This is a genomic window from Robertkochia solimangrovi, from assembly GCF_007279655.1.
Taxonomy (GTDB): domain Bacteria; phylum Bacteroidota; class Bacteroidia; order Flavobacteriales; family Flavobacteriaceae; genus Robertkochia; species Robertkochia solimangrovi.
Window position 1 is genome coordinate 391,118 of record NZ_QKWN01000006.1, and the last position, 16,258, is coordinate 407,375.

Below are 16,258 nucleotides of genomic sequence, written 5' to 3' on the forward strand. Positions count from 1 at the left end.
GATCATTTTTTTAGACGCCCCACTTTGTAAAAAACGGAAAAAGAATAGGTTTGAGGATCTGTGTCCTTTAGCGCCTTCATAAAAGGCACTATCGGATCCTCTCCTTTTTCGTTTATATATTTTCGTACGGATGACCAGCTTTGCAGATATCCCTGTAGCTCATCAGGACTCCATAAAGCCTGAATCGTGTAACTGGTATTCAAATGCAACACTTCGAAGGGAAAGGAAGTATTTTGGTACTCAGCCTCTATAATTTTTCGCTCCGGATCCCAGAATGGGCCCAACGTATTCGTATAGAGATCCTGTAACAGGGAATTAAATTTATCAGACCCCTTAATTAAACTATAGCCTCCGAGGAAAAGGATTCCATCAGGTTTCAATATCCGTTTGACTTCCTTAAAGAATCGTTCCGAATCGAACCAGTGAAATGCCTGAACAGCGGTCACCAGGTCAAATACATCAGCTTCGAAAGGCGTTTCTTCCGCCCTGCTTCCCAAATAATGAATCTTATCGTTCTTTACCGCTGCCTCTAATTGGGAAAGGCTTACATCGATTGCATCCACATGATTAAAATGTGCTGCCAATTGCACGGCGAACTGACCATTACCGGTACCACAATCGAGACATCTATTATTGGCCGGCGCTAACTGACTGAGCTCTACAGCTATTCCCGGTGGCAGAATGGGCCTGAAATCCCTGTAATCCTTACCGGCATCAAAAAAATTTTTATTCAGGCTCTTCATCTGTCGATTCATATAGAGAAGGCATCCCATATTCCGCAAGAATCTCACTATAATCCGGTTGAATTCGCAATAAAGCGATTCCTTTAAGGGAATTCAGTTCCTCTGAATTTCGGTAACCGTTTTTCAGCATTTCTTCCAGATAATACCATGCCATACCGTAATCACCTTTATAAACTGCAAGAATCAGGATATTCTTGTAGGCGTCATAATCTTTCTTATCTAAAAGCGTATAAAATATTTGGGTAAATAGAATACTGTCGGCATGTTCAGCCAGATTCAGAGTAGCGCTACTTTCCTCCGCAACTACTCTGAGGTAAGAAGTGACCCTGCGATACATTTTGATTTCTTCCGTTTTCTTACTTACTCCATAAATAGATTCAAAGGTCTTCAATTCATTCTCCCAATATCCAAGAGCCTCAAGATCTCCTGATCGAATATCTAATGGCAGATAAGCGGCATATTCTTCCATATAGGCACGCTCATTAAGATCGCGATAAGAATTCCGCTGCGCTTTATAAATCTTGCTTCGTTTGATTTCTTTTTGCCGGTCTTTTAACTCGTCGGTGTCCCTCAAATTATCATAATCCCTCAGTAACTGCTCCAGATCATCATAGGTCCACAAGAATCTGTTCGCATTTTCGAGATCCTTATCAAAATGCATATCCTCCTGATAAAGCATAGCGATATCATAGTTGGAAGGTTTTAAAATATTCATATTCAAAGAACGTAACACCATCGTACGCAAGGCCTTTGTCAAGTAATTTTCAGGAGCCCATTCATGACCTCCATCAAAAACCAGAAGAGTGCTATTGAATCCAACTTTTTGCAGATACACATCTGAAGAATGCATTTCCATATAATTGAAATCTTCATCACCGGTCAGTCCTACGTATATAAATTTGTACGTTGAAGGGGTATAGGCAGTGCTTCCTGCAAAGGAAGCGCTATTTGCAATAACGCCTTTAACTTTATCAGAAATAACAGCGATGGCGGTAGCTAACCGTGCACCTCCTGAAAATCCAGCCAGATAAATCTTTTGGGGATCGATAAAAAACCGTTGCTCAGTATCATCGAAAATATGACGGACCTTATTGAAATTGACCTGGTAAGGACCATTACGGATATCATTGGAACCGATAACTATAAAACCATAGGCTTCGGCTCCGGGAATAAATCTCCTTACTGCATCGGCTCCCTTACCCGATGGATCGAACACATAGAGCACAGGCCATTTCTTAGCGGTATCACCATAACTATATTCCGGTGGCAAATAAATCGCATAAGTGTCATTTTCCATAGTGGTAACTCTGACGGAGTCGGTGAGTTCCCCGGGTTTAATATCGGGCAGTTGCGCTTGTACGAAAACAGAGAGTAGGAAAAAAAGGAAACTTATTTTTTTCATTGACGGATAGTGTTGCGTAGATCTTTTCTAAGTTAAAAATATGGATAATTCACCAACTTTCCGGCAAAAGGTATCATCAGAATCGACATTACCCATTCAAATAACATAAGTGAATTATCGTGATAACATTCAAAAATCAAGCCATAACCCACTTGATTTCTTATAATTTGTTCATCCCTTGATCTTTCTGCGAATGGGACTGTTCTCAACCACATTAGACAACACAATATGGGTACGTGTTTCCCCATAAGTAATAAGCTGATCGATGAATTCTTCAAGATGATATTGATCAGCCAGCACCACTTCCATAATGATATTCTCATTCCCTGTAATACGATAGCAGTTCAATACCTCATCCAATTGAACAACCTTCTGCAGGAAGGGTTTTAATTTACCCATGAATGCACGTAACGTGATGATCGCCTTCAATTGATACCCCATAGATCCGAAATCTAATTCTGCACGGTATCCATTGATAATTCCGAGATCCTCCATCTTTTTTATACGTTCAGCAACCGCTGGAGATGAGAGTCCCACATTCCTTCCAATTTCTGCATTCGTCATCCTCGCATTGGACTGCAGTAATCCGAGAATTTGCCAGTTAATCGAATCTATTTTCATTCTTCGGTTTTAGGAATCCAAAATTTACGAAATTAAAGTTAATTCGTTGATTAACTTTAATATTTAAAGACAAAATTAATAAAAGGAACGTAAATTTGATAGTAAAATGCAATAGATGAAAAAGTACAAGCGACCATATCAATTTGGGGCTTCTGACACCACACAATCTCCTGTGTATCAAAAAGCTATAGAGATATTTAAGCTCAGCAGACAGGTGGTAAATTACATCAGTGGTGATAAGAATATACTCCAATTACACAAGTCGGAAAATCCTTCTGACCTACACTCTGATCATTTGGTAATGGCTTCACTTGGACTAGCTCCGAAGATTGCAATGGCTGAAAGTTCACCGGACCTGACAATCCGATTGAACTCCGTACGAGCGATTCGAAATGCTACCATCAATCTTTTACAACATTGTGACCATCTTGAAAACCGAAGCCACAACGGAAAGGAATTTATCCGCCTACTGCGTTTTGAGATCAAAAAATTCCGTAGAATGCAACGCCAATGGGCCACACGGGTTTGCTATAAAAATTAATCTTGCAATAATTTCTATATATTAAAAAAACGCTGTTCTTTTTCATCGGAGCAGCGTTTTTTTTTATGATTATATCCCTACATATTTCGTCGATATTGGCCACCTACATCAAACAAAGCATTGGTTATCTGACCCAGTGAGCACACCTTGGTCGCTTCCATAAGTTCTTCAAACATATTTCGGTTATTGACAGCGGCTTCTTTGACATTTTCCAGGGAAGCATCGGCCCTTTCTCCATAGACTGCATGAAGTTTTTTAAGCGTAGCGATCTGTTGTTGTTTTTCTTCTTCCGTTGCACGAATCACTTCCGAAGGTATGATCGTCGGTGAACCTTTACTGCTCAAAAAGGTATTAACCCCGATGATCGGATATTCCCCACTATGCTTCAGTGTTTCATAATAAAGACTTTCCTCCTGGATCTTCGAGCGTTGATACATGGTTTCCATTGCGCCAAGAACACCTCCCCGCTCCGTGATTCGATCGAATTCAGTCAGAACCGCTTCCTCCACCAGATCGGTTAGTTCTTCAATGATAAAGCTTCCCTGTAAAGGATTTTCATTTTTCGCAAGCCCCAGCTCTTTATTAATGATCAGCTGTATCGCCATGGCTCTTCGAACCGATTCTTCTGTAGGCGTCGTGATCGCTTCATCATAGGCATTGGTATGCAAAGAATTACAATTGTCATAGATAGCATACAATGCTTGCAGTGTCGTTCTGATATCGTTAAAATCGATCTCCTGTGCATGTAATGAGCGTCCACTCGTCTGTATGTGATATTTGAGCATTTGCGCTCTCTCATTTGCCCCATACTTATGCTTCAGCGCCTTTGACCATATTCTTCTGGCAACACGACCTATCACCGCGTATTCCGGATCTACCCCGTTCGAGAAAAAGAAAGAGAGATTAGGTCCGAATTTATTGATATCCATACCTCTGCTCAGGTAGTACTCAACATAGGTAAACCCATTTGCCAGTGTAAATGCCAACTGCGTGATCGGATTTGCTCCGGCTTCAGCGATATGGTAACCTGAAATAGAAACCGAATAGAAATTACGCACCTGTTTTTCAATGAAGTATTCCTGAACATCCCCCATTAGTCTTAATGCAAACTCCGTAGAGAAGATGCAAGTATTCTGTGCCTGATCTTCTTTGAGAATATCTGCCTGAACCGTCCCCCGAACCTGGGAGAGCGTACGCTGTTTGATCTCCGTATAGATGGCTGACGGCAACACCTGATCACCTGTAACACCCAACAACATCAAACCGAGTCCGTCATTGCCTTCCGGAAGTCCTTCAGACGCTCCAAACCCTTTATAAACCGGACGCGCAACCCCCTTTTCCTGATAGATTGCATCGATCTTTCGATTTACTTCTTCTTCCAGTCCTTTTTCTCGGATATACAACTCACATTGCTGATCGATGGCTGCATTCATAAAGAATCCGAGCAACATAGGTGCCGGCCCATTAATGGTCATACTTACCGAGGTAAGCGGATCGGCAAGATTAAAACCCGAATAAAGCTTTTTAGCATCATCCAGACAACATACCGAAACTCCAGAGTTCCCGATCTTTCCATAGATATCAGGTCTCATATCCGGATCATTTCCGTATAGGGTTACCGAATCAAATGCTGTGGAAAGTCTTTTAGCAGGCATACCGAGACTCACATAATGAAATCTTCGGTTAGTTCGTTCCGGACCACCTTCCCCGGCAAACATCCGTGTCGGATCCTCCCCGGTACGCTTAAAGGGATATAATCCCGCTGTAAATGGAAATTCACCCGGTACATTCTCCTGCATAACCCATTGAAGAACATCTCCCCATGCTTCATATTTAGGTAAGGTCACCTTCGGAATCATGGTATGTGAAAGCGATTCGGAATGCGTATCGATACTGATTTTTTTCCCTCTTACTTCAAAGGTATATTCCGGTGCTTTATAACGTTCTCTTTTTGTTTGCCAACCAGTAATGATATTCCAGTTGACCGGATCCAGATGTAGTCGTACACTGTCGAATTCCGCCAGTAACAATTTGATAAGATCCCTTTTCTCTTCTTCCGCAGCCACCATAATCGCCTCGTGATCGAGTCCGTGCTGCAGGAGTTCCGGTTCTGATTTCAGAATTGAACCGAGGGTCAACCAGATCCCATATAACTTCTGCGCTACAGATCGCTGTGCTAATCCCCTACGGTCATAATGACGGTTGTTTTCCGAGATTTCAGAAAGGTACCTTGTTCGATTGGGAGGAATTACATAGATCTTTTCACTCATACCCGCGCTTAGCTGGTGTAACGAACGAAGATCAGCTCCCGTCTTCTCAGCGACCTTATCCATTATTGCCCGGTAGAGCGTATTCATACCCGGATCATTAAACTGAGAAGCGATGGTTCCAAAAACCGGAATTTCATCCTCTTTAGCATTCCATAGCTGATGGTTTCGCTGGTATTGTTTTTTGACGTCTCGTAAAGCATCCAAAGCTCCGCGTTTATCGAACTTATTGATCGCAACCAGATCGGCAAAATCCAGCATATCGATCTTCTCCAATTGCGTGGCAGCCCCGAATTCAGGAGTCATCACATAAAGTGAAACATCAGAATGATCCAGAATCTCCGTATCGCTCTGGCCAATTCCTGAAGTTTCAAGCACTATCAAGTCGTAGCCCGCAGCCTTGAGTACTTCAACGGCTTCGGCCACATGTTTAGAAAGCGCCAGATTAGATTGGCGTGTTGCCAGGCTCCGCATATAGACTCTCGGACTATTAATCGCATTCATACGAATACGATCTCCCAGCAATGCGCCTCCTGTCTTTCTTTTAGAAGGATCCACGGAAATGATTCCGATGGTCTTTTCCGGAAAATCGGATAAAAAGCGCCTTACCACCTCATCGACAAGACTGCTTTTTCCGGCACCGCCAGTACCCGTAATACCTAAAACAGGGATCTCAGCATTCTTATTCTTATCATGGATCTTCTTCAGGACAGCACCATGTGCTTCCGGAAAATTCTCTACAGCAGAGATGATCCTGGCTATTGCCCCATTACTCTTTTCATTCAAATGATCAAACTCCCCGTTCAGTTGCTCTCCGATAGCAAAATCGGATTCTTTAACCAGATCATTAATCATTCCCTGTAATCCCAGTTCTCTTCCATCATCAGGAGAATAGATTCGGGTGATTCCGTAATCCATCAGTTCCTTGATCTCTTCCGGCAGGATCACACCGCCACCGCCTCCGAAGATCTTGATATGCTCCGCCCCTTTTTCCTTCAGGAGATCATACATATACTTGAAATATTCTGTATGTCCTCCCTGATAGGATGTGATCGCGATAGCATTGACATCTTCCTGAATTGCAGTATTTACGACCTCTTCAACACTGCGGTCATGTCCGAGGTGAATAACCTCGACTCCGGTCGACTGAATGATACGACGCATGATGTTTATTGCGGCATCATGTCCGTCAAAAAGAGAAGCTGCAGTCACTATCCGAACTTTATGTTTCGGCTTATAGGGCTTTATTTGTTCCATTTGTAATGAAATTGCTTTTAAGGGGATGCAATTTACTGATTTTGCAAAAATCCAGAGAATTTTTTTAGAATAATTCAAAGGGATTCCACAAAAAGATTCAGCACAAAATATTTATTTTTAAATGTTGAAAAACACTGATAATGAACAGTATCACACTTTTGATTCACTGCCCCGATTCCAAAGGCATCATCGCCGGCGTAACCGGATTCATTTTGAAGCATTCCGGCAACATCGTATACAATGACCAGTTCGTAGACCGTGAAAACGGAGTATTCTTTATGCGCACCGAGGCTGAATTCGGCGATGATTTCAATTCGGAAGTCTTCCGGGCTGATTTCAGCAAAACGCTGGCAATACCTTATGAAATGCATTGGCAATGTCATACACGCGAAGATAAACCCCGAATGGCGGTCTTCGTCTCAAAATATGACCACTGCCTGTATGATATTCTCAGCCGTTATCATTCCGGGGAATGGAACGTGGAAATACCACTGATCATCAGTAACCACCCGGATCTCGAAAAAGCAGCGCTTAACTTTGATATTCCGTATTATTATATTCCTGTAAATGCATCCAATAAAAAGGAGGCTGAGGCCCGACAACTCGAACTGCTCAGGGCTTTTAGAATCGATTTCATCGTCCTCGCAAGATATATGCAGATTGTCTCGGAGAAACTCATCGAGGAATTCCCGAACAGGATCATCAATATTCACCATTCCTTTCTTCCGGCATTTGTTGGTGCAAAGCCTTATCATTCAGCCTTCAAAAGAGGAGTTAAGATCATTGGTGCCACGTCTCATTATGTCACCGAAGACCTGGATGCAGGTCCGATCATCGAACAGGACGTTACCCGAGTAACCCATGCGCACTCCGTAAAAGACCTGGTTTCGAAAGGAAAAGATCTGGAAAAGATCGTTCTTTCCAGAGGAATTCGTCTGCATATCGAAAGAAAGACTATGGTGTTTAACAATAAAACAATTATTTTTAGCTGATAATATTTTAGCCCCAATTCATGAAAAAAATTATGACCCTTGCCTTGATGTTCGTACTTACATCTTGTGCAGAATTACAACAGATCGCTTCACAATTTCCCGTACAATCGGTAACGGAAGGTGATATCGCTACTGGTTTACAACAAGCATTGCAAAAAGGTATCGACCAACAGGTAACGCTGCTTACAAAAGAAAATGGTTTCTTCGGTAATCAATTGGTAAAGATCAGCCTCCCGGAAGAACTGCAATATGTAGACAAAGCCCTGAGAAATATCGGACTTGATGATCTGGCAGATCAGGGTATCCTGTTGTTGAATCGCGCTGCAGAGGATGCAGTTAAGGAAGCCACTCCCATCTTTGTGGCAGCGGTGAAAGATATAACATTTACCGATGCCCGAAACATCCTTATGGGAGATAATCTGGCTGCCACCAGTTATCTTGAAAATAAGACGAGCGACCAGCTTTCAGAAAAGTTCAAACCGGTGATCAAAAATTCTCTGGACAAGGTTGGAGCTAACGACATTTGGAAAAACATCATCACGAAATACAATAGTATTCCACTTACCAAAAAGGTAGATCCCGACCTTACTTCCTATGTGAACAATAAGGCTCTTGACGGAGTCTTCACGATGATCGGAGAAGAAGAAAAAGAGATCAGAAGCTCAGTCTCGGAGCGAACCACCCTGGTACTTCAGAAAGTTTTCGCCCTTCAGGACGGTGTTTGATCAACCGAACAAAGTCAAAAACGCAAGACCACAAACCGTTAAAAATCACTTAATTACATCCAATTTTAGTTGGATGTAATTAATTTTTTTTTATATTTGAGTAAATAGATACTGATTAGGATTTGTTTTTTAAAACAATACAGTAGCTAACGGTGGTTTTAGGTATAATTAATACAAAGGTAATTTGTAATTAACATTTTTTATACCCTCAAATCAGACCTTTGCAGAGTAAATTTTATTTTCATACTTTGAATTGTTTGAGTTAGCTAGTTTTAGAAAAACCGATTTCCATAATCGGTTTTTTTTATTTAAATAACATCCCTACACCCCTTGAATCAGGATCATGACCATTTGTTGTGGATTAAGCAAAAATAATAGTTAGCCTGAATAAGTAGAATTCGTATTTATGAAGAATTATGGATTAAGAATTAATTTATTCAATTCTCAATTTTCAATTCTCAATTCTTCACCCTTAACCACTGGATGTTATAATTTAACTCCGGTGTATTTCAAACAATTTTCTTGCATTAGCGTTCAGCTTGTATGCGCTCAATCTCAACTCTTAAATCTTTAAAATAGTCAAAAGCGTTTAACAACCTGCTCCCATACCACGAGAAGAATTCTCCATCAACCAGTAAAGGCTTCCCTCCGAAGACAGCATTAACTTCATCCTTATGTTTTTCTTTAAAAGGAAAGGGTTCGGAAGACATAAAAACAAAATCCGGCTCGGGAAGCGGATAATTTGCCTCAGTAAGTGGGTAACGTTTCAAATCCCCAAAGATATTTTTCAAATTACACAGACTAAGCATATGGTGTATGAAGGTATCCCCGCCAATCGTCATCCAGGGTTTTCGCCAGATCAGATACAGTACCTCAAAGACAGGCCTCCCCTTCATGAAGGCTGAAAAATTATGAATTTCTACTTGTAATGCGTCTATAAGCGCAGTGGTATTTTTACGTGTACCGAACAAGACTCCATAATCTTCTATAAGTCTTATTACGTCATCGAGATCATTTATGTCAGAAACATGCACCTGTGTTAATTCTCTCAATGTAGCAACGATCTCCTCGGTATTCTCTTCCTTATTGCAAATTATGATATCAGGTTTTAACGCTGAAATTTTGTGGAAATCCACTTGCTTGGTTCCACCTACAATTGCGATGTCATCCTTGAGCGTTTTCGGATGAACACAAAATTTTGTAATTCCCACCAATCGTTCCTTCAATCCGAGATCAACCAGCAATTCTGTCAGGGAAGGCACCAAAGAAATAATCCTTACAGGGGATACATCAAATTTAAGGAGACATCCGGTAGCATCGGTGAGGACAACAGCCATAATGGTATATGCTTACATATAAGCCTCCATCTGAAGCTTTAGCTCCAAGGCTTTTTCTCTGGCTACGTCAGCGAAATTTTCATCCGTTCCTGCATAGATAATTCCCCGTGAGGAATTGATTAGCAGACCGATCTGATCATTCAGACCATATTTACAAACTTCTTCCAGACTCCCACCCTGTGCACCCACACCAGGCACCAGTAAAAAGCTATCAGGAACGATCTTCCTGACCTCTTTCAGGTATTCGGCTTTCGTAGCTCCTACCACATACATAAGCTGTTCCGAATTCGTATACGTTGTGGAAGTTTTTAGCACATGCTTGTAGATTTCTATACCATCAGCCTTTAAGGTTTGAAAGTCAAATGCTCCCGGATTTGAAGTCAGGGCCAACAGAATGGTATGACGATCTTCAAATTCAAGAAAAGGCTCTATGGAGTCTTTCCCCATATAAGGTGCCACGGTTACAGAATCAAAGTTGAGATCCTCAAAGAAGGCCTTTGCATACATACGGGCGGTATTTCCGATATCTCCTCTTTTAGCATCGGCGATCGTAAAGACTTCCGGACATTTCTCATTGAGATAATCGATGGTCTTCTTAAGAGACTCCCAGCCTTTTAATCCATAAGCCTCAAAAAAAGCTATATTCGGTTTATAGGCAACCGCAAGATCATGGGTTGCATCGATGATCGCTTTGTTAAAGGCAAATATAGGATCTGGTTCATCCAGGAGGAATGAAGGTATCTTGGACATATCTACATCCAAACCTACACATAAAAAGGATCTTTTCTCTCGGATCTGTGCTACAAGGGCTTCGGTTCTCATTTGCTATAACGGGTATTTATAAAAAATGCCATGCCTGTTATGGCATGACATTCTTCTTTACGTAATATTTTTGTTTTACAGTGTTTCACTGGCTTCTTTGAGCTTTTCAGTATTCTCTGCCATTTTGAGTTCGTCGATGATCTTTTCGATATCTCCGTTCACGATATTAGACAGATCATATAGAGTCAATCCGATCCTGTGATCGGTAACCCTTCCCTGCGGATAATTATAGGTACGGATCTTTGCACTTCTGTCACCACTGGAAACCATACTTTTACGCTTTGCTGCATCCGCTTCCATCTTTTTAGCCAATTCTCTTTCATAGAGTCTTGAACGAAGTACCTTGATGGCTTTTTCGAGGTTCTTATGCTGAGATTTCTCATCCTGACATCGCACCTCGATTCCAGTCGGAATATGCTGCAACTGGATCGCCGAATAAGTCGTATTCACCGACTGTCCTCCGGGCCCTGTAGAGGTGGTTCGAATAATTTTCACATCCCCCATATCCAGTTCCACATCGAATTCCTCTGCTTCCGGTAACACCATTACTGTTGCGGCCGAGGTATGAACTCTACCCTGGGTCTCTGTTTGAGGAACACGCTGAACACGATGCACGCCTGCTTCAAACTTCAGGGTACCATAGACATCTTCGCCATTCACTTCAAAAATGATCTCCTTATATCCTCCGGAGGTCCCTTCGTTGAAATCAACAACATTAACTTTCCAACCCTTGCTCTCACAATATTTGGTATACATACGTTGCAGATCTCCCGCAAAGATACTGGCTTCGTCGCCTCCTGTTCCTGCACGGATCTCCATCACAACGTTCTTGGCGTCTTCCGGATCCTTAGGTATCAGGAGATATTTGATCTCTTCTTCAAGGGAAGGTAATTGCTCTCTGGCCTCATCAAGTTGCATCTTTGCCATTTCGACCATTTCAGCATCGCTTCCATCTGCAATTATCTCCTCAGCCTCACTGATGTTATTGGTCACAGCAATATACTCTTCTCTTTTATCGACCAGCTCTTTAAGATCCTTATATTCCTTATTTAACTGGACATAACGTTTCTGATCAGCAATAACATCCGGCTGTATGATCAGATCGGATATCTCGTCAAAACGTTGTTTTACTATATTTAATTTATCTAACATAAATGGTATTCTAACTCGGATTGCAAATTTACGATAATTTTGATGATATCCACCTTCGAATATAAACCTGCGAATTGGAAGATTTACAGGACCCAATAAAAAAAGCCTGTGAATTATCTTCACAGGCTTTTATCATATAGCAGGGTATTGTTATCCGCATTTAGAAGAGCCACAATCTTTACAGGTAAGGCATCCTTCCTGATAGATAAGATTTGTACTCTCACAATTTGTACATTGTTGCCCTTTGATCTCTGTTCCATCCGGCACGTATCGCTTCAATGCTCTTGCCACACCATTCTTCCAGGTATTGATCGACTCACTATCAAGCTGAAGGCTATTGATAAGATCTACCACCTTTTCAATAGGCATTCCGTGACGCAGTGTACTGGAGATCAGTTTTGCATAATTCCAGTATTCCGGATCAAACTTGTGTGAAAGTCCTTCGATGGTAGTCTTGTATCCACGTTTGTTCTCAAACTGAAAATCATATCTTCCGGTTCCATCTTCATTCTTATTCTTGATGATATAACCTCGATTCACCCATCTTGGAATAAGGATTCCGTCTTCATCATCTGAAAGTCCGGTGAAGATCTCATAAGGATTCTCATCGATGAGTCCGATAAAGGCGATCCACTTCTCTTTATTGTTCTGAAATCTTACGACATCCGCTTCCAGAGTCTGAGGACGTTTGGTCGGGAATGCTGTAAGCGTATTATCATTTTGCTCTTCTTTCTTTTCTTCATTGGAGATAAGCACTCCTGAACGGGAACCGTCACGATATACGGTTACTCCTTTACATCCAACTTTCCATGCTTCAAGATATAGAGAACCTACCAATTCTTCAGATACATCATTTGGAAGGTTGATCGTTACACTTATCGAATGATCGACCCACTTTTGAACCTGACCCTGAAGACGAACCTTACTCAGCCAGTCGACATCATTTGACGTCGCTTTGTAATATGGAGACTTTTCGACAAGCTTATCCAGTTCTTCCTGAGAATAGGCAATAGAAGTATCGATACCGTTCACTTCCATCCATTGTTTGAATCGGTGATGGAACACTACATATTCTTCCCATGAATCTCCAACTTCATCCACAAAGTCAATACGAACATCCTTATCGTTCGGATTCACCTTTCTTCTTCTTTTATATACGGGGAGGAATACCGGCTCGATACCCGAAGTAGTTTGTGTCATTAAGCTTGTAGTTCCGGTAGGTGCAATGGTAAGCAATGCGATATTTCTTCTACCGTATTCAAGCATTTCATAATATAATTTTTCATCTGCTTCCTTAAGACGCAGGATGAATGGATTATTCTTTTCCCTTTCGGCATCAAATATTTTAAAGGCACCTCTTTCTTTTGCCAGGTGAACTGAACCTTTATAAGCTTCAATCGCCAATGTCTTGTGTACAAGTACCGAGAATTCTACTGCCTCAGGACTACCATATCTAAGGCCGAGTGCTGCAAGCATATCTCCTTCAGCGGTAATTCCGATCCCTGTTCTTCTACCCTCTTCAGCTTTTTTTCTGATGTTAAGCCAAAGATTACGCTCTACACCTTTGATCTCAGCAGATTCAGGATCTGCATCGATCTTAGCGATAATGGCATCGATCTTTTCGAGTTCCAGGTCGATGATATCATCCATCATACGCTGTGCCGCCGCTGCATGTTTCCCGAAAAGCTTAAAATTGAATTTCGCTTTTGACGTAAACGGATTCTCTACATAAGAGAAAAGGTTGATCGCCAGCAAGCGACATGAATCATACGGACATAACGGGATCTCTCCACAAGGATTCGTAGAAACGGTCTTATAGCCCAGATCAGCATAGCAATCCGGCACTGACTCCCTGATAATCGTATCCCAGAACAGGATACCGGGCTCAGCAGACCTCCATGCATTGTGAACGATCTTAGACCACAGATTACGAGCTTTGATCGATTTAGTCACCACAGGATCCTCAGTATCGATCGGATATTGTTGGGTATAATCGATATCCGCGTCAACGGCTTTCATAAAGTCATCATCGATACGCACAGAGACATTTGCTCCAGTCACTTTCCCCTGCTCCATCTTGGCATCGATAAAATCTTCCGCATCCGGATGTTTAATGGCTACGGAAAGCATAAGCGCTCCTCTTCTTCCATCCTGCGCCACCTCTCTGGTAGAATTTGAATAACGCTCCATGAACGGCACAAGTCCGGTTGATGTCAAAGCTGAATTCTTTACTTCAGATTTCTTTGGTCGTATATGAGATAGGTCATGGCCTACCCCTCCACGACGTTTCATCAATTGTACCTGCTCCTGATCGATCTTCATCACTCCGCCATAAGAATCGGAGTTGCCCTCGTTTCCGATCACAAAACAATTGGAAAGTGAAGCGATCTGGAATGGATTCCCTATTCCCGCCATCGGACTCCCCTGAGGAACGATATATTTAAAATTTCGGATAAGCTCAAAGATCTCATCCTCTGACATCGGATTGGCATATTTTACTTCGACCCTTGCCAGCTCACGAGCGATCCTGCGGTGCATATCGTCCGGAGTTAATTCAAAAATATTTCCTTGAGAGTCTTTAAGGGCATATTTATTTACCCATACTCTTGCTGCAAGATCATCTCCCTTGAAGTAAGCAAGCGATGCCTGATAAGCTTCTTCCTGAGTATAAATCCTTTGCGTGGCAGTAGCAGTACCTGATTGCATAATTATACGGTTTGAAATGAAAAGTTAAACTGAGAAATCTGTTCAAAAGTAGCTAAAAAATGAATAGTCGTAAAAATAAAATTTCTCAAAGTTTACAAGTAAATTGATTTATTAAATTGATTATCAATCATTTATGAATTTATCAACACAAGAAAGTTTACAACTTTTACAACTTAATGAAAAATGACATGTATCATATTTTACAAAGCTTTTCCCGGTGAAAACAAAATTAAAAATGAAGAAAAATCCCACATATCGATAGTATGTATGAGTGATGTCAGGCGATTATCCAAAGTATTTCATCTATGGCAATACCTTCCCGTTCCGAAAACACTATCTTCGAAACCATACACTCAAAACATGGAACTGAATTTTAATACTCGAAGGTTCCCTTATCGCTTTTAATGGTAAGTTTTTTAGTAGCAGATGCTTCAACTCTTCCGATGATACGCGCCTCGATTCCAAAAGACCTCGAAATTTCCATGATATCATCTGCAGCACCCGGATCAACATACAGCTCCATGCGATGTCCGCAATTGAAGACCTGATACATTTCTTTCCAGGAAGTTCCGGACTCCTTCTGAATGAGTTCAAAAAGCGGCGGAACCGGGAAAAGGTTATCTTTAACAACATGGACATTATCTACAAAATGCAATACTTTGGTTTGCGCCCCACCACTGCAATGCACCATTCCATGGATAAAAGAGCGATCGATCTCAGAAAGGACCTTCTGGATAACCGGCGCATAGGTACGGGTTGGTGACAACACAAGTTTACCTGCATCAATAGTAACCCCTTCTACGGCATCGGTAAGTTTAACGGTTCCGGAATAGACAAGATCATCGGGTACATCATGGTCAAAACTTTCCGGATACTTTTCCGCGAGATATTTAGCAAATACATCATGCCTTGCCGAAGTAAGTCCGTTACTCCCCATCCCGCCATTATATTCCGACTCATAAGTCGCTTGTCCGAAAGATGCGAGTCCGACGATCAGATCACCATCTTTGATATGAGCATTATCGATCACATCACTGCGCTTCATTCGAGCGGTAACTGTTGAATCAACAATAATGGTTCTAACGAGATCGCCGACATCGGCAGTCTCTCCTCCGGTAGAATGAATCTCAACACCATACTCCTTCAGTTCAGCGATAAGCTCTTCAGTACCATTGATGATCGCTGCGATCACCTCTCCCGGGATAAGATTCTTATTCCTTCCTATAGTAGAGCTTAGTAGTATATTCCGGGTGGCTCCAACGCATAAAAGGTCATCGATATTCATTATAAGTGCGTCCTGAGCGATCCCTTTCCACACAGAAAGGTCTCCGGTTTCCTTCCAGTACATATAAGCCAGAGAAGACTTGGTACCGGCACCATCAGCATGCATAACCAGACAATAGTCTTCGTCTCCCGTCAGATGATCAGGAACGATCTTACAGAATGCCTTTGGGAATAATCCTTTATCGACATTTTCAATTGCTTTATGAACATCTTCCTTAGAGGCAGAAACTCCTCTCTGGGCATACCTTTTACTTACTTCAGAACTCATTCCAGAATATTTTGCACAAAAATAACCTTTAAAAAAAAAGCACACAAACAAAAGTTTGTGTGCTTAAACGAGAGTTTTACCTCTCTTACCCCTTTTTGTGATTCCGAAACTTCCTTAGACCAAGTCTTTAGAAGACTCTGA

General features: G+C 41.6%; 12 protein-coding genes. 3 read left to right on the plus strand and 9 right to left on the minus strand.

The window, feature by feature from the left end:
• Nucleotides 1-2 precede the first annotated feature (2 nt).
• The 3 genes from DMZ48_RS09970 to DMZ48_RS09980 form a co-directional block, all read right to left on the minus strand.
• Nucleotides 3-743 (minus strand): class I SAM-dependent methyltransferase, encoded by a 741-nt coding sequence (locus DMZ48_RS09970; protein ID WP_162558699.1) that lies wholly within the window; start codon nt 741-743, stop codon nt 3-5.
• The gene (locus DMZ48_RS09975; protein ID WP_143954987.1) at nt 727-2,145 is read right to left on the minus strand and encodes an alpha/beta hydrolase family protein; all 1,419 of its coding nucleotides are present in this window, start codon (nt 2,143-2,145) and stop codon (nt 727-729) included. Before DMZ48_RS09975 ends, DMZ48_RS09970 begins: the two co-directional genes overlap by 17 nt.
• 171 nt (nt 2,146-2,316) lie before the next feature.
• A complete protein-coding gene (locus DMZ48_RS09980) occupies nt 2,317-2,766 on the minus strand; it encodes an Lrp/AsnC family transcriptional regulator (RefSeq protein ID WP_143954988.1) in 450 nt (149 codons plus the stop codon).
• Nucleotides 2,767-2,881: 115 nt separating this feature from the next.
• Between DMZ48_RS09980 and DMZ48_RS09985 the strand changes: the two genes are divergently transcribed.
• A complete protein-coding gene (locus DMZ48_RS09985; protein WP_143954989.1) occupies nt 2,882-3,307 on the plus strand; it encodes a hypothetical protein in 426 nt (141 codons plus the stop codon).
• A gap of 77 nt (nt 3,308-3,384) precedes the next feature.
• Here the strand turns inward: DMZ48_RS09985 and DMZ48_RS09990 are convergent, their stop codons facing one another.
• Nucleotides 3,385-6,831, minus strand: coding sequence for a methylmalonyl-CoA mutase family protein (locus tag DMZ48_RS09990; protein WP_143954990.1), 3,447 nt, complete (start codon nt 6,829-6,831; stop codon nt 3,385-3,387).
• 140 nt (nt 6,832-6,971) lie between these two features.
• On the opposite strand from DMZ48_RS09990, the gene purU reads away from it, so the two are divergent.
• Both purU and DMZ48_RS10000 read left to right on the plus strand, forming a co-directional pair.
• Nucleotides 6,972-7,823, plus strand: a complete 852-nt coding sequence (purU, locus tag DMZ48_RS09995) for a formyltetrahydrofolate deformylase (protein ID WP_143954991.1) — start codon at nt 6,972-6,974, stop codon at nt 7,821-7,823.
• Between the two features lie 20 nt (nt 7,824-7,843).
• Nucleotides 7,844-8,548 (plus strand): DUF4197 domain-containing protein, encoded by a 705-nt coding sequence (locus DMZ48_RS10000; protein ID WP_143954992.1) that lies wholly within the window; start codon nt 7,844-7,846, stop codon nt 8,546-8,548.
• A 527-nt stretch (nt 8,549-9,075) separates the two neighbouring features.
• Here DMZ48_RS10000 and DMZ48_RS10005 read toward each other — a convergent pair.
• The 5 genes from DMZ48_RS10005 to DMZ48_RS10025 all read right to left on the minus strand — a co-directional run bounded on the left by DMZ48_RS10005 (nt 9,076) and on the right by DMZ48_RS10025 (nt 16,117).
• On the minus strand, nt 9,076-9,885 hold the full coding sequence (locus tag DMZ48_RS10005; protein ID WP_143954993.1) for a helical backbone metal receptor: 810 nt from the start codon (nt 9,883-9,885) through the stop codon (nt 9,076-9,078).
• Nucleotides 9,886-9,897: 12 nt separating this feature from the next.
• The gene (gene pyrF / locus DMZ48_RS10010) at nt 9,898-10,707 is read right to left on the minus strand and encodes an orotidine-5'-phosphate decarboxylase (protein ID WP_143954994.1); all 810 of its coding nucleotides are present in this window, start codon (nt 10,705-10,707) and stop codon (nt 9,898-9,900) included.
• Between the two features lie 75 nt (nt 10,708-10,782).
• Nucleotides 10,783-11,859 carry a peptide chain release factor 1 gene (gene prfA / locus DMZ48_RS10015; RefSeq protein ID WP_143954995.1) on the minus strand — a complete coding sequence of 359 codons (1,077 nt, stop codon included), beginning with the start codon at nt 11,857-11,859 and terminating at the stop codon, nt 10,783-10,785.
• A gap of 150 nt (nt 11,860-12,009) precedes the next feature.
• Nucleotides 12,010-14,565: an adenosylcobalamin-dependent ribonucleoside-diphosphate reductase gene (locus tag DMZ48_RS10020; protein ID WP_143954996.1), complete on the minus strand. Its 2,556-nt coding sequence runs from the start codon at nt 14,563-14,565 to the stop codon at nt 12,010-12,012.
• Between the two features lie 373 nt (nt 14,566-14,938).
• Nucleotides 14,939-16,117 carry an AIR synthase related protein gene (locus tag DMZ48_RS10025; protein ID WP_143954997.1) on the minus strand — a complete coding sequence of 393 codons (1,179 nt, stop codon included), beginning with the start codon at nt 16,115-16,117 and terminating at the stop codon, nt 14,939-14,941.
• Nucleotides 16,118-16,258 lie beyond the last annotated feature (141 nt).

What these genes read in the sequence shown, in the direction of transcription:
- DMZ48_RS09970 (WP_162558699.1), bottom strand. Translation starts at nt 743, where the DNA reads ATGAAGAGCCTGAATAAAAATTTTTTTGATGCCGGTAAGGATTACAGG.
- DMZ48_RS09975 (WP_143954987.1), bottom strand. Translation starts at nt 2,145, where the DNA reads ATGAAAAAAATAAGTTTCCTTTTTTTCCTACTCTCTGTTTTCGTACAA.
- DMZ48_RS09980 (WP_143954988.1), bottom strand. Translation starts at nt 2,766, where the DNA reads ATGAAAATAGATTCGATTAACTGGCAAATTCTCGGATTACTGCAGTCC.
- DMZ48_RS09985 (WP_143954989.1), top strand. Translation starts at nt 2,882, where the DNA reads ATGAAAAAGTACAAGCGACCATATCAATTTGGGGCTTCTGACACCACA.
- DMZ48_RS09990 (WP_143954990.1), bottom strand. Translation starts at nt 6,831, where the DNA reads ATGGAACAAATAAAGCCCTATAAGCCGAAACATAAAGTTCGGATAGTG.
- purU (WP_143954991.1), top strand. Translation starts at nt 6,972, where the DNA reads ATGAACAGTATCACACTTTTGATTCACTGCCCCGATTCCAAAGGCATC.
- DMZ48_RS10000 (WP_143954992.1), top strand. Translation starts at nt 7,844, where the DNA reads ATGAAAAAAATTATGACCCTTGCCTTGATGTTCGTACTTACATCTTGT.
- DMZ48_RS10005 (WP_143954993.1), bottom strand. Translation starts at nt 9,885, where the DNA reads ATGGCTGTTGTCCTCACCGATGCTACCGGATGTCTCCTTAAATTTGAT.
- pyrF (WP_143954994.1), bottom strand. Translation starts at nt 10,707, where the DNA reads ATGAGAACCGAAGCCCTTGTAGCACAGATCCGAGAGAAAAGATCCTTT.
- prfA (WP_143954995.1), bottom strand. Translation starts at nt 11,859, where the DNA reads ATGTTAGATAAATTAAATATAGTAAAACAACGTTTTGACGAGATATCC.
- DMZ48_RS10020 (WP_143954996.1), bottom strand. Translation starts at nt 14,565, where the DNA reads ATGCAATCAGGTACTGCTACTGCCACGCAAAGGATTTATACTCAGGAA.
- DMZ48_RS10025 (WP_143954997.1), bottom strand. Translation starts at nt 16,117, where the DNA reads ATGAGTTCTGAAGTAAGTAAAAGGTATGCCCAGAGAGGAGTTTCTGCC.